Below are 22,400 nucleotides of genomic sequence, written 5' to 3' on the forward strand. Positions count from 1 at the left end.
GCCTCACGCCTTCTGCGAGGCGCGCAGCGCCTGGGCGATGTCGGCCACGATGTCGGCCGGATCCTCGAGCCCGACCGAGAGCCGAATCATGTCTTCGCCCACGCCGGCCTTCGCCAGCGCCTCGGCATCCATCTGGCGATGGGTGGTCGAGGCCGGGTGCAGGATCAGGGTCTTGGCATCGCCCACATTGGCGAGATGCGAGGCGAGGCTCAGCGCTTCGATGAAGCGCCGCCCGGCCTCGCGCCCGCCCTTGACGCCGAAGCTCACCATCGAGCCGCAGCCCTTGGGCAGGAGGCGCTGGGTCAGCGCGTGATCGGGATGATCGGGCAGGCCCGGATAGTTGATCCAGGCGACGGCCGGGTTGGATTTGAGCGCGGCCACCACCTTCTGCGTGTTCGCGACATGGCGTTCCATGCGCAAGGGCAGCGTCTCGATGCCCTGCAGGATGTAGAAGGCGTTGGCCGGGCTCATGCAGGCGCCGAAATCGCGCAGGCCCTCGAGCCGCGCGCGCAGCACGAAGGCCTGCGGCCCGAACTCCTCGGCAAAATCGACGCCGTGATAGCCGGCATAGGGCTCGGTCAGGGTCGGGAACTTGCCCGATTTCTCCCAGTCGAACTGGCCGCTGTCGACCAGCACGCCGCCGATGGCGACGCCATGGCCGCCCAGCCATTTCGTCGCCGAATGCAGGACCAGGTCGGCGCCATGCTCGAAGGGACGGTTGAGATAGGGCGTCGAGAAGGTGGAATCGATCAGCAGCGGAATGCCCGCCTCATGCGCGATCGCGGCGACCTTCTCCAGATCGAGCAGCTCGAGACCCGGATTGCCGATGGTCTCGCCGAAGACGAGACGCGTCTCGGGCCGGATCGCCTTGCGGAACCCGTCGATGTCGCGCGGTTTGACGAAAGTGGTCTCGATGCCGAAGCGCGGCAGCGTCAGCTTCAGCAGGTTGACGCTGCCGCCATAGAGCGAGGCCGAGGCGACGATATGCCCGCCCGAACCCATGAGCGTGGTGATGGCGAGCACGAAGGCCGCATGGCCGCTCGCCGTGGCGACGGCGCCCACGCCGCCCTCGAGGGCCGCGATGCGCTCCTCGAGCACCGCCACCGTCGGGTTCGAGATGCGCGAATAGATATGGCCGGTGCGCTCCAGATTGAACAGCGAGGCCGCGTGATCGACATCGTCGAAGACATAGGAGGTCGTCTGATAGATCGGCACCGCGCGCGCACCCGTGACGGGATCGGGCCGCTGGCCGGCATGCAGGCTGAGGCTGTCGAACTTGAGCGATTTGGGATCGGCCATGGCGTCGCTGCTTTCGAAGGAGAGACGGCGTTCGCGGGCGAACGCGGGAACTCCGCGCGTTCTCACCACAGACGGCCGGCGGCGGCAAGCGCGATATCGGCGAAGCGCGTCGGCGGCCGAGCGCCGTGATCGAAATCGAGCCCGGCCCCAAAGAAGAAGGCCGCTCGATCCGTCTCCGGACCGGCGGCCTATTTTTTATCTGAGCCTCAACCTGTCTAACTTGCTTCAGCGCGGGGAACGTTAGGTGGCAGAAGGCCGCATCGTCAAGACGAGATTGTGGTTGACTTGTAACGATCTCCCGCTTCCACCCGCGAAACGCGCAGCGGAATATTGATATATGTTGGCGATGCGCCCGAGGGGCCGCGCTGCGATCGTCAATCTCCTACGTCGGCTGTCGGATGTGGTGTTGTTCCGGCAACAGATGCAGCGGCGCCACAGATGCCGAGCCTCGCGATGTCGCCGCAGCGACGCTGTTATTAACCTTGCGTCGCGTCCAGAAAATAGTTCCTCGATGGGAATGCTGCCCTGGACATAAAAAAGAGCCGCCGAGCGATGCTGGGCGGCTCAAGTCAGACAGGGAGGCGCAAACATGGATCCGAGGGACCCAAGAGAGAGGTTCGCTGAACGAACCTGTCTGACGATCATCATTACCGAGAGTTGTTGAAGATTCGTTAACGTCACGGCGGAATATAAATCATTTAATATCAATAATTTATTGGAAAGGCTCCGGGCTGGGCGAGCCATCGCCGGCCGCTGCCGCAAGCCCGCGCCCGCGGCTCGCGGGCCACGAGGGACGGTGAACCGGCCGATCGTCAGGGCGCTTTGAAGAACGCCGCGGCGGCGCCCAGATGGCTGCGCTTGGCGGCGATCTTGGCCTCGACCCGTTTGATCTCGGTCTTGAGCTCTTCGATGTAGCCCTCGAGCTCGGCGATCGAGAGCGGTTCCAGATCGCGCAGGGTTGCGGGCTTCTTGCGGGGTTCGAGCTCTTCCGGATCCATCACGTCCTCCGCGGTAGGGTTTGCCCTCATGGCTTGCGCCGCTTTCCGGCGCCCGTGTAAATGAGCCGACTCTAGAAGCCCCGCCGCCCGCAAGAGAAGCCCCGTCTCCCGGGGTTCCCCGATCACCCCCTGTCCGAGGCCCCCATGACCGTCGCGCCGCCCGCCGAGATGACCGCCATCGCCATTCCCACACCCGGCGGCCCCGAGGCGCTGGTGCCGCAGCGCCGGGCCGTTCCCAAGCCGGGCCCGGGCGAGCTGCTGGTCAAGGTTGCCGCCGCCGGCATCAACCGGCCGGACGTGCTGCAGCGCCAGGGCAACTACGCGCCGCCGCCCGGCGCCACCGACATCCCGGGGCTCGAGGTCGCAGGCGAAGTGGCGGCGAGCGGCGGCGAGACCGGCGCCTGGAGGATCGGCGACAAGCTCTGCGCGCTCGTCGCGGGCGGCGGCTATGCCGAATATTGCCTGGTGCCGGCGCCGCAGGCGCTGCCCGTCCCGCGCGGCCTCGATCTGATCCAGGCCGCCGCCCTGCCGGAAACCTTCTTCACAGTCTGGACCAACGTGTTCGAACGCGGCGCGCTCAAGGCCGGCGAGAGCTTCCTCGTCCATGGCGGCACCAGCGGCATCGGCACGACGGCGATCCAGCTCGCGGCCCAGCTCGGCGCGCGCGTCTTCGCGACCGCCGGTGGCCCCGACAAGGTCGCGGCCTGCCGCTCGCTGGGCGCGGAGCGCGCCATCGACTATCGCAGCGAGGATTTCGTCACCGCGGTGCTGGACGCGACCGGCGGCAAGGGTGTCGATGTCATCCTCGACATGGTCGGCGGCGACTACTTCGCGCGGAACATGAAATGCCTGGCGCTCGAGGGCCGCATCGTCCAGATCGCCTTCCTCAAGGGCAGCAAGGTCGAGCTCGATCTGGCGCCGCTGATGGTGAAGCGCCAGACCCTCACCGGTTCGACGCTCCGCCCGCGCTCGGTCGCCGAGAAGGGCGCCATCGCCAAGGCGCTCAAGGACCGCGTCTGGCCGCTGATCGAGGCGGGCCGGGTGCAGCCGGTCATCCACAAGACCTTCCCGCTGGCCCAGGCCGCCGCGGCCCATCGCCTCATGGAGTCGAGCGCCCATATCGGCAAGATCGTGCTGACCGTCTGAGCCGGCGGCTTCCTCCTACAGGACTGGCCTGAAAGGGTTTTCCGGATCCTTGCCGGGGGCGGGCCCGGGCCGTTGTCGCGGCGCAATTTCCTGTGGCGGCGGCGGCCTCCAAATGCTATTTCCGCCCGGTCCGGACCGCCTTGGGCGGCCGGCGCCGCGATCCCATATAAACCAAGCCGGCTCGCGGCCGTCTTTCCGGGTTTCCCGTGAAGGACGGCGCCCGCTGGAGCCGCATCCGGACGTCCGGTTCCGACAAGTCCGCCGATCGAATTCCTGAGGAGAGATGACATGGCCCGATTGCTGATGCCGAAGGCGACCGCCGTATGGCTGGTGGAGAACACCACGCTCAGCTTCGAGCAGATCGCCGATTTCTGCGGCCTGCATCCGCTCGAGGTCCAGGGCATCGCCGATGGCGAGGTCGCGATCGGGATCGTCGGCCTCGACCCCGTCGCCAACGGCCAGGTCTCGATGGACGAGATCGAGCGCGCGCAGAAGGACCCGAGCCTGCGCCTCAAGCTCCTGCGCCAGAACATCCCGCAGCCGCTGCCGCGCACCAAGGGCCCGCGCTACACGCCGGTCTCCAAGCGCCAGGACAAGCCGGACGCGGTGGCCTGGCTGGTGCGCCATCATCCCGAGCTGGGCGACGCGGCGATCGCGCGCCTGATCGGCACGACCAAGAGCACCATCGCCGCCGTGCGCGACCGCACTCACTGGAACTCGTCGAACCTGAAGCCGCGCGATCCGGTGCTGCTGGGCCTCTGCACCCAGACCGATCTCAACGCCGCCGTGGCCCGCGCCCGCAAGGCGCTCGGCAAGTCGGGCGAGGGCGACGCGCCGGTCGCCGCACCGGAAACGCCGGCCGAGCCCGCCGCCGACACCAAGAGCTCGCTCCCCGGCGGCTTCGACATCGCCGCCTTCATGCAGAAGTCGAGCGGCTCGTCGAACAGCTAAGCGCTCGATCAGCGAGAACGAGCCCGCATCACCCCTCCCCCAACCCCCTCCCGCAAGGGGAGGGGGCGAAGTTTTCTGCGCCGTACCGATCCTGAAAGAGGGATGAGATTTTTCCAGCCCCCTCCCCTTGCGGGAGGGGGTAGGGGGAGGGGCTTGCACGCGATGTTTCCGGCAATGCCCGATCGGCGTCTCTCCTGGTTTGCCCCGAAATCCGGGCCGTTCTAACGTCGCGCCGCGTCGCGCGGTCGCGCGCGCCGATGCGAGGGTGATGCGGAGGGGATGGCGTTGACCGATTTGGCCCTGAGCCCGGCGCGGCGGCGCTTGAGCCTCTTCATCGCGATGGTCTGCATCGCCTCGGTCGGCACCACCATGGGACTGACCTGGCCGCTTCTGTCGCTCATCCTCGACAGCCGCGGCGTCAGCAGTGGCCTGATCGGCCTGAGCGCCGCGAGCCAGGCCCTCTCGGTCTTCGCGGTGGCGCCCCTCGCCCCCGCCGTGATCGCGCGGTTCGGCGTGCTGCGCGTCGTGACGGGGGCCATCGTCGCGACGGCGGCGATGTTCGCCCTGCTGCCGCTCCATATCGATCCCTATGTCTGGATGCCGATCCGCTTCCTGCTCGGCGGCAGCGTCGGGCTCCTCTTCATCGCCGGCCAGACCTGGATCAACCAGACCGCGATCGACGAGAGCCGCGGCCTGGTCGGCGGCGTGCTGGGCTTCCTCTGGTCGGCGGGCTTCGCCTTCGGCCCCGTCATCATCACGCTGGCCGGCATCGAAGGCTGGGCGCCCTTCCTCTGCGGCATCGCGCTGGTGCTGGCCTCGGCGCTGCCGCTGCTCTTCGCCGGCGGCCTCGCCCCGCCGATCGCGACGGACGGCCCGCGGCGCGGCTATTGGCGCCTCTTCCCGGTCGCCGCCCTCGCCTTGCTGGCCGCGCCCATGCTCGCCACGACCGATTCGATCAACGATTCCTTCCTGTCGCTCTATGCGATGCGCCACGGGTTCACCCGGCCGGATGCCGTGCTGCTGCTGACCACGCTCTTCGTCGGCACGACGGTCGGCCATCTGCCGGTCGGCTGGCTCGCCGACCGGATCGACCGGCGCAAGGTGCTCACCGCTACGGTCGCCCTGTCGCTCCTGCTGGCCCTGGCAATGATCGCCGCCATGCCGGCCGGCTGGCCGGCCTGGCCGGTGGCGTTCTTCTGGGGTGCGGCCATGGGCGGTGTGTGGACCGTGGCCTTCGCCATGGTCGGCGACCGCTTCCGCGGCACCGAGCTCGCCGCGGCCACGACGCTCAGCAGCCTCCTCTATGGCATCGGCAGCAGCCTCGGACCGGTGGTCGCAGGCCATGCGATGGAACTCTGGGGGCCGGCGGCGACGCTCGTGGTGTCGGCGCTGGCGCTCGCGGCTTATCTCGCCGTCTGCGTCGCGCTGGGGCGGCGCAGCGCCACTCAATCCACCCGCCGCACCATCACATAATAGGTCGGATGGTCGAAGCCCGGATGAGGTCGGGCCGCGGCGCGCTCGAAGCCGAGGCTCTCGAAGAACGCGACATTGTCCGGCAGCAGGATGCGCACATTGAGCGTCACCTGCGCCCGCCGCGCGATCCGCGCCGCCTCGATCGCGCTCTCCACCAGCGCGCGGGCGATGCCGCGCCGCTGCCAGCCCGGCTTGACGGCGAGCCGGCCCAGATAGAACCCGTCGCCTTCCGGATGCCAGAGCACCGAGCCGACGAGAAGGCCGCCCGCCTCGGCGACGCTGCCGGCACCGTTCTCGAGGGCCGCCGCGATGCTGGCGCCGGTTTCCGATAGGGCGCCCGGACGGGGCTGGATCTTGCCGTCATAGGGCGCGAAGGCCTCCCGCAGCAGGGCCGCGATCGCCTCGCCATCCTCGGGCGAAGCAGCGCGCAACCGGAAGGCGGTCTCGGGGCGGGCTGCGACGGTGGCGTTCGGCATCGCCCCGCTCAGCCCTTGTCCGGCTCCTTGCCGTAGCCGACGCCGCGCAGCGCTTCGCCGATCTCCGGCAGGATCGCGGGATCGTCGATCGTGGCGGGCGTCTTGTACTCCTCGCCATCGGCGATCTTCTGCATGGTGCCGCGTAGGATCTTGCCCGAGCGCGTCTTGGGCAGGCGCTTCACGACGGCCGCGGTCCGGAAGGCGGCGACCGGGCCGATGCGCTCGCGCACCAGCGCCACCGCCTCCTCGGCGATCTTGTGCTCGTCGCGCGACACGCCGGCCTTGAGCACGAGGAAGCCCAGCGGCACCTGTCCCTTGAGGTCGTCGGCAGCACCGATGACGGCGCATTCGGCGACGTCGGGATGGGAGGCCAGCACCTCCTCCATGGCGCCGGTCGAGAGCCGGTGGCCCGCGACGTTGATCACGTCGTCGGTGCGCGCCATCACATAGACATAGCCCTCCTCGTCGATGAAGCCCGCATCGCCCGTGTTGTAGAAGCCGGGATAGGCGCGCAGATAGGAATCGAAGAAGCGCTGCTCGGCGTTCCACAGCGTCGGAAAGGTGCCGGGCGGCAAAGGCAGCTTGCAGACGAGCGCGCCGATATCGCCGCGCTTGACCTCGTGGCCTTCGCCATCGAGCACCCGCACGTCCCAGCCCGGCACCGCCTTGGTCGGCGATCCATGCTTGACCGGGAAGGGCTCGATGCCCATGCAATCGGCCACGATCGGCCAGCCGGTCTCGGTCTGCCACCAGTGATCGATCACCGGCACCTTGAGATGGGCCTCGGCCCATTCGAGCGTCGCGGGGTCGGAGCGCTCGCCGGCGAGGAAGAGCGTGCGGAAGCTGCGGATGTCGTAGTTGCGCAGGAGCTTCGCGTCGGGATCGTCGCGCTTGATCGCGCGGAAGGCGGTGGGCGCGGTGAAGAGGGCCGAGACCTTGTGCTGCTGGATCACGCGCCAATAGGTGCCGGCATCGGGCGTTCCCACCGGCTTGCCTTCGAACAGCACGCTCGTGCAGCCATGCATCAGCGGCGCATAGACGATGTAGGAATGGCCGACCACCCAGCCCACATCCGAAGCCGCCCACCAGACCTCGCCCGGCTCGACGCCGTAGATGTTCTTCATGGTCCATTTGAGCGCGACGGCGTGGCCGCCATTGTCGCGCACGACACCCTTGGGCTGGCCGGTCGTGCCGGAGGTGTAGAGGACATAGAGCGGATCGGTCGCCGCCACCGGCACGCAGGCCGCGGGCTTCGCGGCGGCCACCGCCTCCTGCCAATCGAGATCGCGACCGGGCTTCATCTCGGCCTTGACCTGCGGGCGCTGCAGGATGATGCAGCGATCGGGCTTGGCGGTCGCGAGCTCGATCGCCTGGTCGAGCAGCGGCTTGTAGGCCAGCACGCGGCCGGGCTCGAGCCCGCAGGAGGCCGAGATCATCAGCTTCGGCTTGGCGTCGTTGATGCGGGTCGCGAGCTCGGCCGGCGCGAAACCGCCGAACACGACCGAATGGACGGCGCCCAGCCGCGCGCAGGCCAGCATCGCGATCGCCGCTTCGGGCACCATCGGCATATAGATGATGACGCGGTCGCCCTTGGCGACGCCTTGCGCGGCGATGGCGCCCGCGAAGCGCGCGACCAGGTCGGTCAGCTCGGTATAGCTGAAGCTCTGCGTCTGGCCGGTCATGGCGCTGTCATAGATCAGCGCCGCCTGCTGGCCCCGTCCCTCCGCCACATGGCGATCGAGGCAGTTGTAGCAGGTGTTGAGGACGCCGCCGGCAAACCAGCGATAGAAGGGCGGCCGGCTGTCGTCGAGCAGCCTGTCCCAGCGCTTCTCCCAATGGATCGCCGACGCGGCCTCGCTCCAGAATCCTTCCGGATCCTCGAGCGAACGGCGATGGATCTCGGCATAGCGGCCAGCCATGGCGTCCCCCGTCTGTGGGTCGGGCCGTTCTTGTTGTGTTGCCCTTGGACGGTAAGTCTGCCCAAGGAAAAGAGGATGGTAAAGCTGGTGGCGAAGAAAGCGAGTCAATCAGGGCCCGGTCATGAATCCAGCCGCGCTCTTAATCTTTTTTCCTCTCCTCCACGAGCGTGGGGGAGAGGATAGGGTGAGGCGGCTGCTGCAGAACGGAACGGGTTTTTCGACACCTCGCCCGGTTCGAAGCCCCCTCACCCTACCCTCTCCCCGCTTCGCGGGTGGAGAGGCAGAGAACAACCGCAGCACTGCGCGGTTCGAGATCGTGATCTCTTCGCGCGCCCTGCGTTCGGCGCCTCAGCTTTCCTTGATCCAGCTCTCATACTCGGCCGCCATGCCCACGATGGCGGCCTCGAGCAGGCGCTGGCCGGCTTCCACCGAGGCCAGGCCCGGATTGGAGCCGATGCGGCCGTCGGGGAAGCGGCGGCGATAGTCGGCGGCGTCGGTGAAGCCGCCAGTCGGCGCGATCTCGGGATCGAGCGTCATCGGCTTGGCGGCTTCGGGATAGGCGGCCCAGGTGAGCGAGACCTCGGAGGGCGTGGCGTGGCTGCCCTCGGCGCGGCCATAGAGCTCGCGCGACAGGGCGCCCACCTGCTTCGCCTCCCACCAGTTCTTGAGGAGGCAGCGGACCGCCGGCATGTTGGCGGGCCGGCCGCTCGCCGGCGCCAGGCTGGCGCCGGCATAGATCTCGGAGAAGGCCGCGGTCAGCGTCGCGATGTTGCCGCCATGGCCGTTGATGAAGAAGAAGCGGCGGAAGCCGTGCACGGCGAGGGATTCCACCATGTCGCGCACCACCGCGATCAGGGTCGAGGGCCGCAAGGTCATCGAGCCCGGGAAGCCCATATGATGCTGCGCCATGCCGACCGATATGGTGGGCGCCACCATGGCGCCGGTGCGGTCGCCGATGCCCTTCGCTACCTGCTCCGCGCAGATCGCATCGGTGCCGACGAGCCCGTTCGGCCCATGCTGCTCGGTCGAGCCGATCGGCATGACGATGCCCTGGCTGCGGGTCAGGTAGGATTCGACCTCGGGCCAGGTGACGAGCTGAAGCTGCATGGGGCGGGCACTCCTTTGACCTGAAACGAACCGGCCGGCATGATGCGAGAGCGCCGCCCCCAGGGGCAAGGCGCTTTCATTCTCATGAGTCCCCTCCCCCGAACCCGCAAGGCATCATCGATGGCCCATATCGGCGTCTTCGCCACCATCCTCGACGCGGCCGGCCATCTCCTGCTGGTGCACCAGAACTATGCCGGCCGTCTCTGGACGCAGCCGGGCGGCCGCGTCGAGCCGAACGAATCGCCGCTCGACGCGCTGCATCGCGAGGTGCGCGAGGAGACCGGCCATCGCATCGCGGTCGAGCGTTTCGTCGGCGCCTATTCGCGCACCTACGACGACGATCTGGTGCTGGCCTTCATCGGCCGCACGATCGGCAGCGATCCCTGGGCGCCCGATGGCGAGATCGCGGCGATCGGATTCTTCGCGCCCGACCGCCTGCCCGATCCGATGAACCTGCGCACGCGAACCCGCATCGCCGATGCGCTGGCCGGACGCTCGGGGCTGGTGCGCGTCTATGACGCGCCCGAAAATCAGCAGGCGAGCTTCCCGGAAGGGCTCTGAGCCGCCGCGACGCGTGAACACCGCCGACGCTGTCGGTCCGGACAGATTGTGGATAAGCGGGAAATCGGAAACGCAACCGTCGGACGCGATCCTTGCTCGGACACCCGACGCAAGGATGCGGGCGAAACTTACTGCCTCGGTCCCTCGAAGCAGCCGGCTCAGACGCGCGTCAGAGCGGCGTCAGTGAGGAGCCAAATGGTTGATTTCGTCTTTGATTTTGAGCTTTTGCCGCTTAAGTTCGGTGATCCGGATATCGTCCGGATGCGGCCGGGACTCTTCTTCGGCGATCAGTTTATCGAGGTCGGAATGCTTGGCTTTGAGTGCTTCGACATGTTCCGTTGCGGACATGCGAGTACCTCCTTTCCGGGTTCCGAGGCCGATAACGAATGTCATGCTAACGCCGCTCCGAGGCGCTTGTAAACGAGATCGGCATGGCCCGACGAAACCTCAAGGAATCTGCGGTGGAAAACCCGACGGCACGACTGATCGTCGGCATGAGCGGCGCGTCGGGCGCGATCCTCGGGATCCGTCTGCTGCAGGCGCTGCGGCCACTGCCGGTTGAGACCCATCTGGTGATCTCGCGCTCGGCCGAGCTCACCATCGCCTACGAGACCGACATGAAGGTGCCGGAGGTACGCGCGCTCGCGGACGCCACCCACGGCATCGCCGAGCTCGCGGCGCCGATATCGAGCGGTTCCTTCCCGACGCTGGGCATGGTGATCGCGCCCTGCTCGATCAAGACCATGTCGGAGATCGCGACCGGCGTGACCTCGTCGCTGCTCACGCGCGCCGCCGACGTGACCCTGAAGGAACGCCGCCGCCTCGTGCTGATGCTGCGCGAGACGCCGCTCCATACCGGCCATCTGCGCAACCTCACGGCGCTCTCCGAGATGGGTGCCATCATCGCGCCGCCGGTGCCGGCCTTCTATGCGCGGCCGCGGACGATCGAGGAGATGGTCGACCACAGCGTCGGCCGCGTCTGCGATCTCTTCGGCCTCGAGACGGGATTGGTGAAGCGCTGGAGAGGCCCGCCGCTGAGCGGACGCTCGCGCCGCGCGCGCGAGGCGGAGGAGGAGGAGAGTGCGGAGGATTAGGACAAGCGCCGTACTGCTGTCCCCTCCCCCTTCAAGGGGGAGGGTGAGGGAGGGGGCCGACGGGATTTAGCAACCGCGCGTCTATCCTTCCTCAAGCCTTCGACAACGCGTCTTCCCCCTCCCCAACCCTCCCCCGGAAGACGGGGGAGGGGGCAGTCATTTTCATCTCACCCAAAGCACCCCCTGATCAGCGTCTCCACCGCCGCCTGATCCTCGGGCCCCAGCGGCTTCGCCAGCCGCGCGAGGTAGATCTCGACATGCCGCCGCGCCGCCGCCGCGGGATTGCCGGCGGCCTTCGCCGCCGGCAGCAGCGCCGCCAGCGCATGCTGCGCCAGCTCCTCGCCGGCGATCTCGGCATCGAGCACGCGCTTGCGCAGGGTCATGCTGGCTTCAGCCGAGACCGGCGCCACGCCCGGCTTCAGGCGATTGCGCACCTCGCGCAGCGGCTCCACCACCTGCTCGCGCCAGAGCTGGATGGTCGCATCGGCCTGGGCGATGTCGGTCTCGCCGAGCGAGCGGCCCTGCGCCGCCGCCCAGCAGCCATAGAGCAGGAGATTGACGTCGGCACCGAGCCGGTTCTGCAGCCCGATGACCGCCGGCGGCAGGCCCGGCTTGCCGTAATGTTCCAGGCTGAAATTCCAGAAGGCCCGCCCCGCTTCCTCGCTCATGCTTCGTCTCCGTTTCCCGGCCTCAATCCCCGAACGAGATGCCGAGGCCGCGCGCCGTCTGCACCAGCGTGCCGTCCGGATCGACCGCCTGATAGCGCTCGATCGCCTCGAGGATCGGCACGTCGATGACGCGCCGGTTCTGCCAGGCCACCATACGGTCGAACTTGCCGGCATCGATCAGATCGACCGCATGCACGCCGAAGGCCTGGGCGATGACGCGGTCGCGCGGATCGGGCGGGGCGCCGCGCTGCAGATGGCCCAGCACCGTGACGCGGGTCTCGGCGCCGGTGAGCGTCGCCAGCCGGTCGCTCACATAATGCCCGATGCCGCCATAGGTCGCCTTGCCGCCGACATGCGTCACCGTCACCGGCTCGCCATGCTCGGTCGTCACCGCCTCCGCCACGATGACCAGCGCGAAATTGCGGCCCTGCCGCTTGATGTCGTCGATCTTCTGCGCCACGCGCTCCATGCTGTAGGGGATCTCGGGGATCAGGATCGCGTCGGCGCCGCCGGCGATGCCGGCCGAGAGCGCGATATGGCCGGCATCGCGCCCCATCACCTCCAGCACCATGACGCGGTCGTGGCTCGCCGCCGTCGGCTGCAGCCGGTCGAGCGCCTCGGTCGCGATCCAGACCGCCGTGTCATGCCCGATCGAGATCTCGGTCAGCCCCAGATCGTTGTCGATGGTCTTGGGAATGCCCACGAGATTGAGGCCACCCTGCTGCGCCAGCCGGCGCAGGATGCGGAACGAGCCGTCGCCGCCGATGCCGATGAGCGCGTCGAGACCGAGCTGCCGGTAGCCCTCGATCACCTCCTCGGAGCGGTCGAGCAGATGGCCGTCCGCCATCGGAAAGGCGAAGGGATCGCCGCGGTTGGTGGTGCCCAGCACCGTCCCGCCCTGGCGCAGCAGCACCGAGGACATGGCGTAGGGATCGAGCAGCTCCGCCTCGACCGGCCGCGCCATCAGGCCGGCCGTGCCCTGGCGCAGGCCCAGCACCTCCCACCCCTTGTTGCTGGTGGCATGCAGCACCACGGCGCGCAGGACCGCATTGAGCCCGGCACAGTCGCCGCCGCTGGTGAGAATCCCGATTCGCTTGATCATGCGCGCGCCTTCTTCCGATTCGCGAGGACTCGAATCCCGGGCGGTCGCGGCGCCTCGCCGAACGGGCAGCCCCGCCACCAAGATTGGTTAATGTCGGAGACCTATCGGCGCCGTGCAAGGCGCAAAGAATGGCGAAGAATCGGGCATCCGCCTGACGGGACCGGAGTCCGGGCACATGGCATTGCCGCGAGGGCTCGACTATAATCCGCGCCCATCCCGTCTGCCGCCGGAGAGCCTGGATGTTGGGGCAAGAGGATTTGCGCCGCCGGCTCGAAGAGCTGCGCAGCGAGCATCGCGACCTGGACGATGTGATCGCCCGGTTGCAGGAGACTGCGCCCTTCAACCAGCTGCAGGTGCAACGGCTGAAGAAGCGCAAGCTGGCGCTGAAGGACCAGATCATCAAGCTGGAAAGCCAGCTCCTGCCCGACATCATCGCCTGACGGCCCCCCGAGTCGGGCCCGCGAAAGCCCCGCGGCCCTCGCCTTGCCACCCCACCCCTCCCCCCTATAATCTCGCGCTCCCGCCGGGGCGGGCCTGGTCCGAAACGGGGATCGGGAGCTGGGGAGCGAGGCGAAACGGGCATGGCCAAATCGGCGCCGTCGGTCGGCATCATCATGGGAAGCCAGAGCGACTGGGAGACCATGCGCCACGCCGCGGCCACGCTCGAGGAGCTGGGCGTGCCGCACGAGGTGCGCATCGTCTCGGCCCACCGCACGCCCAAGCGCCTCTACAGCTACGCCCACGGCGCCAAGAAGCGCGGCCTCAAGGCGATCGTCGCCGGCGCCGGCGGGGCGGCCCATCTGCCGGGCATGACTGCTTCCATGACGACGCTGCCCGTGTTCGGCGTGCCGATCGAAAGCCAGGCGCTGAAGGGGCTCGACAGCCTGCTGTCGATCGTCCAGATGCCGGCCGGCGTGCCGGTCGGCACGCTTGCGATCGGCAAGGCCGGCGCCGTCAATGCCGCGCTCCTCGCCGCCGCCGTGGTGGCGCTCGCCGACAAGCGGCTCGACAAGCGGCTCGAGGCCTGGCGCGAGGCGCGCACGGCCGCGGTCGCCGAGACGCCCGTCACGGAAAACCCGGCCGGCCGATGAGCAGCGCGACGCCAGCCGCAGCCGCCGACCAGGGCCAGGTGATCGCGCCCGGCTCGACCATCGGCATCCTCGGCGGCGGCCAGCTCGGCCGCATGGCGGCGATGGCGGCGGCGCGGCTGGGATTCAAGACCCACATCTATTGCCCGCCCGGCGACAATCCCGCGACCCAGGTCGCGAGCGCCGCGACCATCGCGCCCTACGAGGACGATGGGGCGCTGGCGCGCTTCGCCGGGGCGATCGACGTCGTCACCTTCGAGTTCGAGAACGTGCCGAGCCGGACCGCCGAGACGCTGGCGCGGCTGAAGCCGACGCGGCCCAGCCCCCGCGTGCTCCATATCTGCCAGGAGCGGCTGCGCGAGAAGGACTTTCTCGCCTCGATCAAGGTGCCGACCACGCGCTACATGGAGGTGGCGCGGCCCGAGAGCCTGGAGCGCGCGCTGCGCGAGATCGGCCATCCCGCGATCCTGAAATCGGCGCAGTTCGGCTATGACGGCAAGGGCCAGGTGCGGATCGACGCCGACAGCAAGCTCGAGGAAGCCTGGGCCCGCATGGGCGCCTCGATCGGCATCCTCGAGGCCTTCGTCGATTTCCGGCTCGAGATCTCGGTCATCGTCGCGCGCACGCTCGACGGCAACGTGGTGGCCTACGAGCCGGTCGAGAATCAGCACCGCCATCACATTCTGGATACGACCATCGTGCCGGCCCGCGTGACCGAAGCGGTCGCGATGCGCGCCGAAGCGATCGGCCGCCACATCGCCGAGGAACTGGGGCTCATCGGCCTCATCGCGGTCGAGATGTTCGTGACCAACGCGGGTGAGGTGCTGGTGAACGAGCTGGCGCCGCGCCCGCACAATTCCGGCCACTGGTCGATCGACGGCTGCGTGACGAGCCAGTTCGAACAGTTCGTGCGCGCCGTCTGCGGCCTGCCCTTAGGCTCGGTCGAGCGCCATTCGGACGCCGTGATGAAGAACCTGCTGGGCGACGACGTGCTGGCCTGGAAGGAGATCCTCGCCGAGCCCGGCGCCAAGCTCCATCTCTACGGCAAGGCCGAGCCGCGGCCGGGCCGCAAGATGGGCCATGTCACGCGGCTGACGGCGAAGCGGTAGGCCTTCTCCCGCCGCTCTCGCGACCCCCCTTTGTCGTCATCCCCGCGCGTCGTCATCCCCGCGAAAGCGGGGATCCACTTCAAAGCCTGGTGACCTGGATCAGGATGGATCCGCTGAGTTTTCAAACGAAGTGCAACACCAGATTAGGGTGTTGCCATGGGGAAGCACTACGAGCAGCTCTCGTCCGAAGAGCGCGCCATCATTGCCGACCTTCGTTCCAAAGGTCGCTCGATCCGCCAAATCGCTGCAGCTCTGGATCGCCCGGCATCGACGGTTAGTCGGGAACTGAAGCGCAACCGTGGCCGGCAGATCGGCTACCGGGCGGCTTACGCCCAGCAGCAGACCCGGGCCCGGCGCTGGCGCGGCTCGCGCCTGGAGCGCGACGCGCACCTGCGCCGGCAGGTGCTGGAGGGCTTGAGGAAAGGCTGGTCGCCCGAGCAGGTCTGCGGCCGGCTCGAGCGCCAGTCGGGCCGTCATCTCATCAGCCCCGAGAGCATCTATCGCTTCATCCAGGCCCAGATCACCCGCCGCCAGGACTACAGCTGGCGCCACTACCTGCCGCGCGCCAAATCCAAGCGCGGCTTTCGCGGGCGCAAGGGCGGCAGCTCCGCCCTCCACATCCAAGCCCGTGTTTCCATTGAGGAAAGGCCACCCGACGTCGAGGACCGCTCAAGTCCCGGTCACTGGGAGGCCGACCTCATGATGTTCGCTCGCTACGGCCAGGCACTCCTCACCCTGCATGAGCGATCCTCCCGCCTGCTCCTCGCCGTCAGGCCCCACGGCAAGCAGGCCGCACCGATCGCCGCCGCCATCGCCGGCCTGCTCGAACCCCTGCCCGCGACCCTGCGCCAGACCATCACCTTCGACAACGGCACCGAGTTCGCCCGCCACTACGAGCTCCATCGCCTCCACATCCAGACCTTCTTCTGCGATCCCCACGCCCCCTGGCAGAAGGGCGGCATCGAGAACGCCATCGGAAGGATGCGCCGCCGGATCCCCAGGAAAACCGATCTCGCCGCGCTCACTTCGCGCCAGATCTCAGACTTGCTCCGGGCCTACAACAACACCCCGCGCAAGTGCCTTGACTGGCGCTCCCCCGCCGAACTCTTCTGGCAGCAGCTGTTGCACTTGGAGTGTGAATCCACCTCCCCGCTTTCGCGGGGATGACGATGGAGTGCAGGCGCCGTCATGAGGGCGAGGGGAACATGTTGGCCCCTACGCCGCCCCGCGCCGCACACGCCGCAGGAACCGCACCGGGTCCGGCAGCTTCGCCGCGAGCTTCTTCACCCGCGCGATCTGCTGCGGGACCTTGAGCACGTCGGCGATGCGACGGTCGAGGAAGGCCCATGTATCGGCGCAGCCCTCGGACTTGTCCTCGAGCCAGTAGAGCGCGGTGCTGCTGACCACGCCCGCGAGGAGCGCGCGCTTGGTGTAGAAGTTATAATCGGTCGAGCGGTCGCCGATGCCGTGCCAGATGGCATCGACGGTGCGGTAGAGGAGCTTGGCCGCGCGCGGCGCCTCCTGCGGCTGCGCCAGGAAGCCCAGGAGCCGGCGGACCGCCTCGCGGTCGCCGTTCCAGGGGGCGAGCCTGAGCCGCACCGCGAGCGCGATGCGCTCGCGGATCTTGAGCGCCTCGAGGTCGTATTGCGCCAGCGCCTCCAGCATCTGCCGGTCGGCCTCGGCATGGAACCGTTCGGCGAGCTCGGCCATGCCGCCCGGCAGCAGCAGCAGCGCCTTGGGCAGATCGAGCCCCAGATCGGCCGCACCCGCCTTGAGCGAAGCGGGACTCCAGCCGTCGAAGGGCACGTGCCGCAGCACGGCCTTGAGCAGCGCCAGATAGACGTCGCGGTTGGCCTCGTCCCGTTTCATCGTTCAATCCTCCCCGGGCTTGCCGGTCGCCTGGATCGGCGGTGCGCCATGCTTCATCTCCTCCACGAAGGAGAGCAGCGACAGGTCGGTCATGCGCTGCGGATAGAGCGTGCCGTCGAGATGATCGCATTCATGCTGCACCACGCGGGCGTGGAAATCATGGGCCTCGCGCTCGACGGTCTCGCCTTCGGGCGTGGTGCCCCGATAGCGGATATGGCGCCAGCGCGGCACCACGCCGGTCAGGCCCGGCACCGAGAGACAGGCCTCCCAGCCCAGCAGCTTCTCCTCGTCGAGCGGCTCGATCACCGGATTGACGAGATGGGTCATCGGCACCGGCCCGCTTTCGCCCGCGCGATGGGGCGGCACCTCGAAGATGACGACGCGCAAGGGAACATGGACCTGGGGTGCGGCCAGCCCGACGCCGCCGGCATCGGCCAGCGTCTCCAGCATGTCGGCGACGAGCCGCTTGATCTCGGGCGCCGTCGGATCGGCGACCGGATCGGCGGGCCGGCGCAGCACCGGGTGTCCCATGCGGGCGATCTTGAGAATGGCCATGGCTTCAATATGGGGGATGAGGCGGACGCGAGGAAGAGCGGGAGCGGCGGACGCGCAGCGACCGGATGTCCTCTTGCCCCCGCCCTGTCATCGCCGGACTTGATCCGGCAATCCAGGGACCGGCCCTGGATGCCCGGGTCAAGCCCGGGCACGACAAGAGAGAGGCGGCAGGACGCGGGTTGGAGGAGCAACCGCAAGAACCGGATATCGCCGAGCTCACAGCGTCTCTAGTCTTAAGGCCTCTCCGCCACCGCCGGGCCCGACGCCATGCTCCGCCTCTATGACTATCTTCCCTCGCAGAATGGCTGGAAGGCGCGCCAGCTCCTGGCGCATCTGGAGCTGCCCTACGAGCACCGGCTCGTCCGGATCTTCCAGGGCGAGCAGCATGATCCCGCGTTCCTGGCGCTCAATCCGGGCGGCACGGTGCCGGTGCTGGAGATCGAGCCCGGCCGCGCCATCGCCGAATCGAACGCGATCCTGGCCTATCTCGCGGAAGGCACGCCCTACCTGCCCGCGGATCGCTTCGGGCGGGCCAAGGTCCTGCAGTGGCTGTTCTTCGAGCAGAACTATGTCGAGCCGGTGATCGGCAGCCTGCGCTACTGGACCCTCACCGGAAAGCTCGAGCGCAACGCGGCCGGCGTGCCGGCGCGCCGCCAGCGGGGCCAACGCTCGCTGGAAGCCCTCGATCGCCATCTGCAGACCCACGACTTCCTGGCCGGGACCTACTCGATCGCCGATATCGCGGTCTACGCCTATGGCGCCTGGGCCGAAGAGGCCGGATTCGACCTGGCGCCCTTCCCCGCCTTCCGGGCCTGGGCGGCGCGAGTCGCCTCCCAGCCCAGCCATCTCGCGACCCGTCACCCCTACTCGATCGACCCCGACGCCAGCCGCGACCTCTAGGGGGCTTGCGCCGGCCTTACCGCAACCTATTGTGATTCAAGGGCTTCCGGGATCAGCTGGAGCGTCCCCGGGCTGCGCCAAAGCGCGCTAAGGCCTTGTGCGATAAAGGTTCACAGCCGCCGGAAACTCTGTTATACACCCGGCCCTCGGCTGGTTCGGATTCGGCCCGGCCTCCCACAATTTGTCCCCGTTTGGAGAGCAGAGGCGTCCTTTGCAAGTTCTGGTTCGTGACAACAACGTCGATCAGGCCCTGCGCGCGCTCAAGAAGAAGATGCAGCGCGAGGGTATCTTCCGCGAGATGAAGATGCGCCGGAACTACGAGAAGCCCTCCGAGCGCCGCGCCCGCGAGAAGGCCGAGGCGGTCCGCCGCCACCGCAAGCTGCTCCGCAAGCGCATGGAGCGCGAGGGCTACTAAGCCCGCCGCCGCACCCGCTCGCGGCATCCAGAGATACAGAACGGCGCTGCCCTCACGGGCAGCGCCGTTTTTGATTCGGGTTGGCAGTGATCGGCGCAAGCGTCTCACCGCCCCGGCACCTTCTCAACCGTCATCCCCGCGAAAGCGGGGATCCATCCCGATCCAGGTCGCCAAGCTTGGAGTTGGATCCCCGCTTTCGCGGGGATGACGATGGGCGCTGAGCGAGGAAGAGCGTTCGAGCGCCCGTCCTTCTCGTTAGCGAACCTTATCCCAGCGCCTTCACGATGCCCTCCGTCACCTTCTTCGCGTCGCCGAAGAGCATCATGGTGTTGTCGCGGAAGAAGAGCTCGTTCTCGACGCCGGCATAGCCCGAGGCCATCGAACGCTTGATGAAGAGCACGGTCTTGGCCTGCTCGACCTCGAGGATCGGCATGCCGTAGATCGGGCTCTTGGGGTCGTTCTTGGCGGCGGGGTTGGTGACGTCGTTGGCGCCGATCACGAAGGCGACGTCGGCGGTCGAGAACTCGCGGTTGATGTCCTCGAGCTCGAACACCTCGTCATAGGGCACGTTGGCTTCCGCCAGCAGCACGTTCATGTGGCCCGGCATGCGGCCCGCCACCGGATGGATGGCATAGGAGATCTTGACGCCCTCTTTCTTGAGGATGTCGGCCATCTCGCGCAAGGCATGCTGCGCCTGGGCCACCGCCATGCCGTAGCCCGGCACGATGATGACCGAGGAGGCGTTCTTGAGGATGAAGGCCGCGTCGTCGGCCGAGCCCGACTTCACCGGCCGGTCCTGCGCCTTGGCGCTCCCCGCCGCGGCCGAGCCCGAATCGGTGCCGAACCCGCCCAGGATCACGTTGAAGATCGAGCGGTTCATCCCCTTGCACATGATGTAGCTGAGGATGGCGCCGGAGGAACCCACGAGGGCGCCGGTCACGATCAGGAGGCTGTTGCCGAGGGTGAAGCCGATGCCGCAGGCGGCCCAGCCCGAATAGGAGTTGAGCATCGACACGACCACCGGCATGTCGGCGCCGCCGATGGGCAGGATCAGGAGGAAGCCCACCAGCAGCGACAGCGCGATCAGCAGCCAGAACACGACCGGGCTCTCTGTGATCATCAGCGCCACGATCAGGGCGACGATGGCAATGCCGATGGCGGCGTTGAGGAGATGCTGCCCCTTGAAGACCAGCGGCGCCCCCGAGAGCAGCGCCTGCAGCTTGGCGAAGGCGATGATCGAGCCCGTGAAGGTGATGGCGCCGATGGCGAGGCCGAGGCCCATCTCGACCAGGCTCTGGGTCTTGATGTCGCCCACCACGCCGATGCCGAATTCCTGCGGCGAGTAGTAGGCCGCGACCGCGACGCAGACCGCCGCGAGGCCCACCAGGCTGTGGAAGGCCGCGACCAGCTGCGGCAGCGCCGTCATCTGGATCTTGCGGGCGATGAAGGTGCCGATGGCGCCGCCGATCACGATGCCGGCGATGATAATCGGATAGGAGAGCACGCCCGGCGAGGCCAGGGTGGTGACGATGGCGATCGCCATGCCGACCATGCCGAAGCGGTTGCCGCCGCGCGAGCTCTCGGGACTCGAGAGGCCGCGCAGCGCCATGATGAAGCAGATGGCGGCGGCGAGATAGGCGTAGGCCGAAAGTTCTTCCGTCACGATGTCGCTCCCGGTCCCGCCTTACTTCTTCGTTTCTTTCTTCTTGAACATGGACAGCATCCGCTGGGTGACGATGAAGCCCCCGAAGATGTTGACCGAGGCGAGCGCCACCGCGATGAAGCCCATCGCTTGCGAGAAGTTGAACTCCGCGGGGCCGGCGGCGATGAGGGCGCCGACGATGATCACGCTCGAGATCGCGTTGGTGACGGCCATGAGCGGCGAATGCAGCGCCGGCGTCACCCGCCAGACCACGTAATAGCCGACGAAGCAGGCCAGCACGAAGACGGTGAAGAGCTGGACGAAGGGCGCGTGGGAATGGGTGGCGAGCGTGTCTTCCATCGGTCAGGCCTCGATGCCGCGTCTGAAGGCTCCACCCCCTCCCTCACCCTCCCCCATCAAGGGGGAGGGGATGGAGTCCGAGGGCGTCGCGTTTTCGAATCCCCTCCCCCCTTGTGGGGGAGGGTAAGGGAGGGGGGTGCCGCAGACGACCATCGCCATCACCCCACCAGCGCCGGATGCACGACCTTGCCGTCGCGCGTGAGGCCGGTGCCCTTCATGATCTCGTCTTCCCAATCGATCTTCAGGCCCTTGGTCTCCTTGTCGATCATGAGGGAGACGAAGGCGAGGAGATTGCGGGCATAGAGCGAGGTGGCGTCGGCCGCGAGCCGCGAAGGCAGGTTGAGATGGCCCACGATCTTGACGCCATGCTTGACCACGACCTTGCCGGGCTCGGCGAGCGGGCAGTTGCCGCCCTGCTCGACCGCGAGATCGACGATCACGGAGCCGGGCTTCATCGTCTTGACCATCTCCTCGCTCACCAGCACCGGCGCCTTGCGGCCGGGGATGAGGGCGGTGGTGATGACCACATCCTGCTTCTTGATGGTCTCGGCCGTCAGCGCCGCCTGCTTCGCCTTGTAGGCGTCGCTCATCTCCTTGGCATAGCCGCCGGCGGTCTCGGCCTGCTTGAACTCCTCGTCCATCACAGCGACGAAGGTGGCGCCGAGGCTCTCCACCTGCTCCTTGGCGGCGGGCCGCACGTCGGTCGCCGAGACGATGGCGCCCAGGCGCCGCGCGGTCGCGATCGCCTGCAGGCCCGCCACACCGGCACCCATCACCAGCACGCGGGCCGGCGCGATCGTGCCGGCCGCCGTCATCATCATCGGGAAGGCACGGCCGAACTCGGCCGCCGCGTCGATCACGGCTTTGTAGCCCGCGAGGTTCGATTGCGAGGAGAGCACGTCCATCACCTGGGCGCGGGTGATGCGCGGCATGAGCTCCATGGCGAAGGCGGTGACGCCCTTCGCCGCATATTGCTGCACCTGGTCCTTGGCGCCGTGCGGCGAGAGGATGCCCACCAGCACCGCGCCGGGCTTGAGCAGCGTCAGCTCGTCGGGTCCGCCCTCGGCCGCGGTCAGAGGCCGCTGCACCTTGAGCACGAGGTCGGCATCCTTCAGCGCCGCCGCCTCGTCCGGCGCGATCTCGGCACCCGCGGCCTTGAAGACCTCGTCCGGGATGTTCGCGCCGGCGCCGGCGCCGGTCTCGATCGCGACGCTGGCGCCCAGCCCGACATATTTCTTGACGGTGTCGGGCGACACCGCCACACGCGCCTCATGAGGGCGCCGCTCCTTGGCCACGCCAATCTTCATAGAAATCCGTCCCGCTCACCGCCCCCTTTGGGATCGGGGGCCCCCTTCTTTGGGCGACAACAATGCCGAAGCCGCCCGCGAATCACAAGCGGCGCGGCCGGGGGAAAGCGCGGGATTGGCCTGATTCTGGTGGGGGTTACCCCTCGGCTCCGCGAAAGGAGCAACCAGCATTCAAGCCCCCTCCCCTTGTGGGAGGGGGTTGGGGGAGGGGTGCCACAGGCACGATGACGGCATCGTTGCGATCAATCGCCGCTCCGAAGGCGGAAGGCCTGGGCATGACATTGAGCGAGCGAGCACAGAGCAGATTGGGCTCTACTTTTTGCCAGGACCTCGCACGGCATCGCCCCTCCCCCTACCCCCT

At 68.0% G+C, this 22,400-nt stretch carries 23 protein-coding genes and 1 pseudogene; 11 read left to right on the forward strand and 13 right to left on the reverse strand.

Annotation, left to right across the window (positions count from 1 at the left end; all coding sequences use genetic code 11):
* Window positions 1-3: 3 nt before the first annotated feature.
* The gene (locus tag FRZ61_RS19785; protein WP_151119351.1) at window positions 4-1,299 is read right to left on the reverse strand and encodes an O-acetylhomoserine aminocarboxypropyltransferase; all 1,296 of its coding nucleotides are present in this window, start codon (window positions 1,297-1,299) and stop codon (window positions 4-6) included.
* Between the two features lie 812 nt (window positions 1,300-2,111).
* Window positions 2,112-2,327: a DUF1192 domain-containing protein gene (locus FRZ61_RS19790; protein WP_225308910.1), complete on the reverse strand. Its 216-nt coding sequence runs from the start codon at window positions 2,325-2,327 to the stop codon at window positions 2,112-2,114.
* 114 nt (window positions 2,328-2,441) lie between these two features.
* Here FRZ61_RS19790 and FRZ61_RS19795 point away from each other — a divergent pair, with 114 nt between their 5' ends.
* The 3 genes from FRZ61_RS19795 (at window position 2,442) to FRZ61_RS19805 (ending at window position 5,867) form a co-directional block, all read left to right on the forward strand.
* Window positions 2,442-3,443, forward strand: a complete 1,002-nt coding sequence (locus FRZ61_RS19795) for an NAD(P)H-quinone oxidoreductase (RefSeq protein ID WP_225308911.1) — start codon at window positions 2,442-2,444, stop codon at window positions 3,441-3,443.
* 288 nt (window positions 3,444-3,731) lie between these two features.
* Window positions 3,732-4,394, forward strand: coding sequence for a DUF1013 domain-containing protein (locus FRZ61_RS19800; RefSeq protein WP_151119352.1), 663 nt, complete (start codon window positions 3,732-3,734; stop codon window positions 4,392-4,394).
* 285 nt (window positions 4,395-4,679) lie between these two features.
* A complete protein-coding gene (locus FRZ61_RS19805; RefSeq protein WP_191909115.1) occupies window positions 4,680-5,867 on the forward strand; it encodes an MFS transporter in 1,188 nt (395 codons plus the stop codon).
* Here the strand turns inward: FRZ61_RS19805 and FRZ61_RS19810 are convergent.
* The 3 genes from FRZ61_RS19810 to FRZ61_RS19820 form a co-directional block, all read right to left on the reverse strand.
* Window positions 5,840-6,343 (reverse strand): GNAT family N-acetyltransferase, encoded by a 504-nt coding sequence (locus FRZ61_RS19810; protein ID WP_151119354.1) that lies wholly within the window; start codon window positions 6,341-6,343, stop codon window positions 5,840-5,842. The two genes, FRZ61_RS19805 and FRZ61_RS19810, sit on opposite strands and share 28 nt — an antisense overlap.
* Before the next feature lie 8 nt (window positions 6,344-6,351).
* On the reverse strand, window positions 6,352-8,262 hold the full coding sequence (locus tag FRZ61_RS19815; protein ID WP_151119355.1) for a propionyl-CoA synthetase: 1,911 nt from the start codon (window positions 8,260-8,262) through the stop codon (window positions 6,352-6,354).
* A 348-nt stretch (window positions 8,263-8,610) separates the two neighbouring features.
* Window positions 8,611-9,369: a creatininase family protein gene (locus FRZ61_RS19820; RefSeq protein ID WP_151119356.1), complete on the reverse strand. Its 759-nt coding sequence runs from the start codon at window positions 9,367-9,369 to the stop codon at window positions 8,611-8,613.
* Window positions 9,370-9,489: 120 nt separating this feature from the next.
* On the opposite strand from FRZ61_RS19820, the gene FRZ61_RS19825 reads away from it, so the two are divergent.
* Window positions 9,490-9,930 carry an NUDIX domain-containing protein gene (locus FRZ61_RS19825; protein ID WP_191909116.1) on the forward strand — a complete coding sequence of 147 codons (441 nt, stop codon included), beginning with the start codon at window positions 9,490-9,492 and terminating at the stop codon, window positions 9,928-9,930.
* Window positions 9,931-10,110: 180 nt separating this feature from the next.
* On the opposite strand, the gene FRZ61_RS19830 is transcribed toward FRZ61_RS19825, so the two are convergent.
* Entirely contained in the window at window positions 10,111-10,278 is a 168-nt protein-coding gene (locus FRZ61_RS19830; protein ID WP_151119358.1) for a YdcH family protein, read from the reverse strand.
* A gap of 83 nt (window positions 10,279-10,361) precedes the next feature.
* Here FRZ61_RS19830 and FRZ61_RS19835 point away from each other — a divergent pair, with 83 nt between their 5' ends.
* A complete protein-coding gene (locus tag FRZ61_RS19835; RefSeq protein ID WP_151119359.1) occupies window positions 10,362-11,024 on the forward strand; it encodes a UbiX family flavin prenyltransferase in 663 nt (220 codons plus the stop codon).
* Window positions 11,025-11,191: 167 nt separating this feature from the next.
* On the opposite strand, the gene FRZ61_RS19840 is transcribed toward FRZ61_RS19835, so the two are convergent.
* Both FRZ61_RS19840 and FRZ61_RS19845 read right to left on the reverse strand, forming a co-directional pair.
* Window positions 11,192-11,692, reverse strand: coding sequence for a TIGR02444 family protein (locus FRZ61_RS19840; RefSeq protein WP_151119360.1), 501 nt, complete (start codon window positions 11,690-11,692; stop codon window positions 11,192-11,194).
* A gap of 22 nt (window positions 11,693-11,714) precedes the next feature.
* Complete coding sequence (locus tag FRZ61_RS19845) at window positions 11,715-12,794, reverse strand: ATP-dependent 6-phosphofructokinase (protein WP_151119361.1); 1,080 nt, start codon at window positions 12,792-12,794, stop codon at window positions 11,715-11,717.
* A 239-nt stretch (window positions 12,795-13,033) separates the two neighbouring features.
* Here FRZ61_RS19845 and FRZ61_RS19850 point away from each other — a divergent pair, with 239 nt between their 5' ends.
* The 4 genes from FRZ61_RS19850 to FRZ61_RS19865 all read left to right on the forward strand — a co-directional run bounded on the left by FRZ61_RS19850 (window position 13,034) and on the right by FRZ61_RS19865 (window position 16,158).
* A complete protein-coding gene (locus FRZ61_RS19850) occupies window positions 13,034-13,234 on the forward strand; it encodes a YdcH family protein (RefSeq protein WP_151119362.1) in 201 nt (66 codons plus the stop codon).
* 141 nt (window positions 13,235-13,375) lie between these two features.
* Window positions 13,376-13,885: a 5-(carboxyamino)imidazole ribonucleotide mutase gene (gene purE, locus FRZ61_RS19855; RefSeq protein ID WP_151119363.1), complete on the forward strand. Its 510-nt coding sequence runs from the start codon at window positions 13,376-13,378 to the stop codon at window positions 13,883-13,885.
* Window positions 13,882-14,991: a 5-(carboxyamino)imidazole ribonucleotide synthase gene (locus tag FRZ61_RS19860; RefSeq protein WP_151119364.1), complete on the forward strand. Its 1,110-nt coding sequence runs from the start codon at window positions 13,882-13,884 to the stop codon at window positions 14,989-14,991. The genes purE and FRZ61_RS19860 overlap by 4 nt, the downstream gene beginning before the upstream one ends.
* A gap of 156 nt (window positions 14,992-15,147) precedes the next feature.
* The gene (locus tag FRZ61_RS19865) at window positions 15,148-16,158 is read left to right on the forward strand and encodes an IS30 family transposase (protein WP_151119248.1); all 1,011 of its coding nucleotides are present in this window, start codon (window positions 15,148-15,150) and stop codon (window positions 16,156-16,158) included.
* A gap of 48 nt (window positions 16,159-16,206) precedes the next feature.
* On the opposite strand, the gene FRZ61_RS19870 is transcribed toward FRZ61_RS19865, so the two are convergent.
* Both FRZ61_RS19870 and def read right to left on the reverse strand, forming a co-directional pair.
* Window positions 16,207-16,860: a COQ9 family protein gene (locus tag FRZ61_RS19870; protein ID WP_151119365.1), complete on the reverse strand. Its 654-nt coding sequence runs from the start codon at window positions 16,858-16,860 to the stop codon at window positions 16,207-16,209.
* 3 nt (window positions 16,861-16,863) lie between these two features.
* A complete protein-coding gene (gene def / locus FRZ61_RS19875; protein ID WP_151119366.1) occupies window positions 16,864-17,415 on the reverse strand; it encodes a peptide deformylase in 552 nt (183 codons plus the stop codon).
* 267 nt (window positions 17,416-17,682) lie between these two features.
* Between def and FRZ61_RS19880 the strand changes: the two genes are divergently transcribed.
* Complete coding sequence (locus tag FRZ61_RS19880; RefSeq protein ID WP_151119367.1) at window positions 17,683-18,315, forward strand: glutathione S-transferase family protein; 633 nt, start codon at window positions 17,683-17,685, stop codon at window positions 18,313-18,315.
* Window positions 18,316-18,526: 211 nt separating this feature from the next.
* Window positions 18,527-18,730 carry a 30S ribosomal protein S21 gene (rpsU, locus tag FRZ61_RS19885; protein WP_151119368.1) on the forward strand — a complete coding sequence of 68 codons (204 nt, stop codon included), beginning with the start codon at window positions 18,527-18,529 and terminating at the stop codon, window positions 18,728-18,730.
* A 265-nt stretch (window positions 18,731-18,995) separates the two neighbouring features.
* Here the strand turns inward: rpsU and FRZ61_RS19890 are convergent, their stop codons facing one another.
* The 3 genes and pseudogenes from FRZ61_RS19890 to FRZ61_RS19900 form a co-directional block, all read right to left on the reverse strand.
* Entirely contained in the window at window positions 18,996-20,393 is a 1,398-nt protein-coding gene (locus FRZ61_RS19890; protein WP_151119369.1) for an NAD(P)(+) transhydrogenase (Re/Si-specific) subunit beta, read from the reverse strand.
* 21 nt (window positions 20,394-20,414) lie between these two features.
* A pseudogene (locus FRZ61_RS19895) lies at window positions 20,415-20,696 on the reverse strand (NAD(P) transhydrogenase subunit alpha); the annotation flags it as partial.
* 194 nt (window positions 20,697-20,890) lie between these two features.
* Window positions 20,891-22,039 (reverse strand): Re/Si-specific NAD(P)(+) transhydrogenase subunit alpha, encoded by a 1,149-nt coding sequence (locus tag FRZ61_RS19900; protein ID WP_151119370.1) that lies wholly within the window; start codon window positions 22,037-22,039, stop codon window positions 20,891-20,893.
* Window positions 22,040-22,400: the final 361 nt, after the last annotated feature.

The sequence above is a fragment of the Hypericibacter adhaerens genome (assembly GCF_008728835.1).
Classification (GTDB): Bacteria; Pseudomonadota; Alphaproteobacteria; order Dongiales; family Dongiaceae; genus Hypericibacter; species Hypericibacter adhaerens.

What these genes read in the sequence shown, in the direction of transcription:
- FRZ61_RS19785 (WP_151119351.1), bottom strand. Translation starts at nt 1,299, where the DNA reads ATGGCCGATCCCAAATCGCTCAAGTTCGACAGCCTCAGCCTGCATGCC.
- FRZ61_RS19790 (WP_225308910.1), bottom strand. Translation starts at nt 2,327, where the DNA reads ATGAGGGCAAACCCTACCGCGGAGGACGTGATGGATCCGGAAGAGCTC.
- FRZ61_RS19795 (WP_225308911.1), top strand. Translation starts at nt 2,442, where the DNA reads ATGACCGTCGCGCCGCCCGCCGAGATGACCGCCATCGCCATTCCCACA.
- FRZ61_RS19800 (WP_151119352.1), top strand. Translation starts at nt 3,732, where the DNA reads ATGGCCCGATTGCTGATGCCGAAGGCGACCGCCGTATGGCTGGTGGAG.
- FRZ61_RS19810 (WP_151119354.1), bottom strand. Translation starts at nt 6,343, where the DNA reads ATGCCGAACGCCACCGTCGCAGCCCGCCCCGAGACCGCCTTCCGGTTG.
- FRZ61_RS19815 (WP_151119355.1), bottom strand. Translation starts at nt 8,262, where the DNA reads ATGGCTGGCCGCTATGCCGAGATCCATCGCCGTTCGCTCGAGGATCCG.
- FRZ61_RS19820 (WP_151119356.1), bottom strand. Translation starts at nt 9,369, where the DNA reads ATGCAGCTTCAGCTCGTCACCTGGCCCGAGGTCGAATCCTACCTGACC.
- FRZ61_RS19825 (WP_191909116.1), top strand. Translation starts at nt 9,490, where the DNA reads ATGGCCCATATCGGCGTCTTCGCCACCATCCTCGACGCGGCCGGCCAT.
- FRZ61_RS19830 (WP_151119358.1), bottom strand. Translation starts at nt 10,278, where the DNA reads ATGTCCGCAACGGAACATGTCGAAGCACTCAAAGCCAAGCATTCCGAC.
- FRZ61_RS19835 (WP_151119359.1), top strand. Translation starts at nt 10,362, where the DNA reads ATGGCCCGACGAAACCTCAAGGAATCTGCGGTGGAAAACCCGACGGCA.
- FRZ61_RS19840 (WP_151119360.1), bottom strand. Translation starts at nt 11,692, where the DNA reads ATGAGCGAGGAAGCGGGGCGGGCCTTCTGGAATTTCAGCCTGGAACAT.
- FRZ61_RS19845 (WP_151119361.1), bottom strand. Translation starts at nt 12,794, where the DNA reads ATGATCAAGCGAATCGGGATTCTCACCAGCGGCGGCGACTGTGCCGGG.
- FRZ61_RS19850 (WP_151119362.1), top strand. Translation starts at nt 13,034, where the DNA reads ATGTTGGGGCAAGAGGATTTGCGCCGCCGGCTCGAAGAGCTGCGCAGC.
- purE (WP_151119363.1), top strand. Translation starts at nt 13,376, where the DNA reads ATGGCCAAATCGGCGCCGTCGGTCGGCATCATCATGGGAAGCCAGAGC.
- FRZ61_RS19860 (WP_151119364.1), top strand. Translation starts at nt 13,882, where the DNA reads ATGAGCAGCGCGACGCCAGCCGCAGCCGCCGACCAGGGCCAGGTGATC.
- FRZ61_RS19865 (WP_151119248.1), top strand. Translation starts at nt 15,148, where the DNA reads ATGGGGAAGCACTACGAGCAGCTCTCGTCCGAAGAGCGCGCCATCATT.
- FRZ61_RS19870 (WP_151119365.1), bottom strand. Translation starts at nt 16,860, where the DNA reads ATGAAACGGGACGAGGCCAACCGCGACGTCTATCTGGCGCTGCTCAAG.
- def (WP_151119366.1), bottom strand. Translation starts at nt 17,415, where the DNA reads ATGGCCATTCTCAAGATCGCCCGCATGGGACACCCGGTGCTGCGCCGG.
- FRZ61_RS19880 (WP_151119367.1), top strand. Translation starts at nt 17,683, where the DNA reads ATGCTCCGCCTCTATGACTATCTTCCCTCGCAGAATGGCTGGAAGGCG.
- FRZ61_RS19900 (WP_151119370.1), bottom strand. Translation starts at nt 22,039, where the DNA reads ATGAAGATTGGCGTGGCCAAGGAGCGGCGCCCTCATGAGGCGCGTGTG.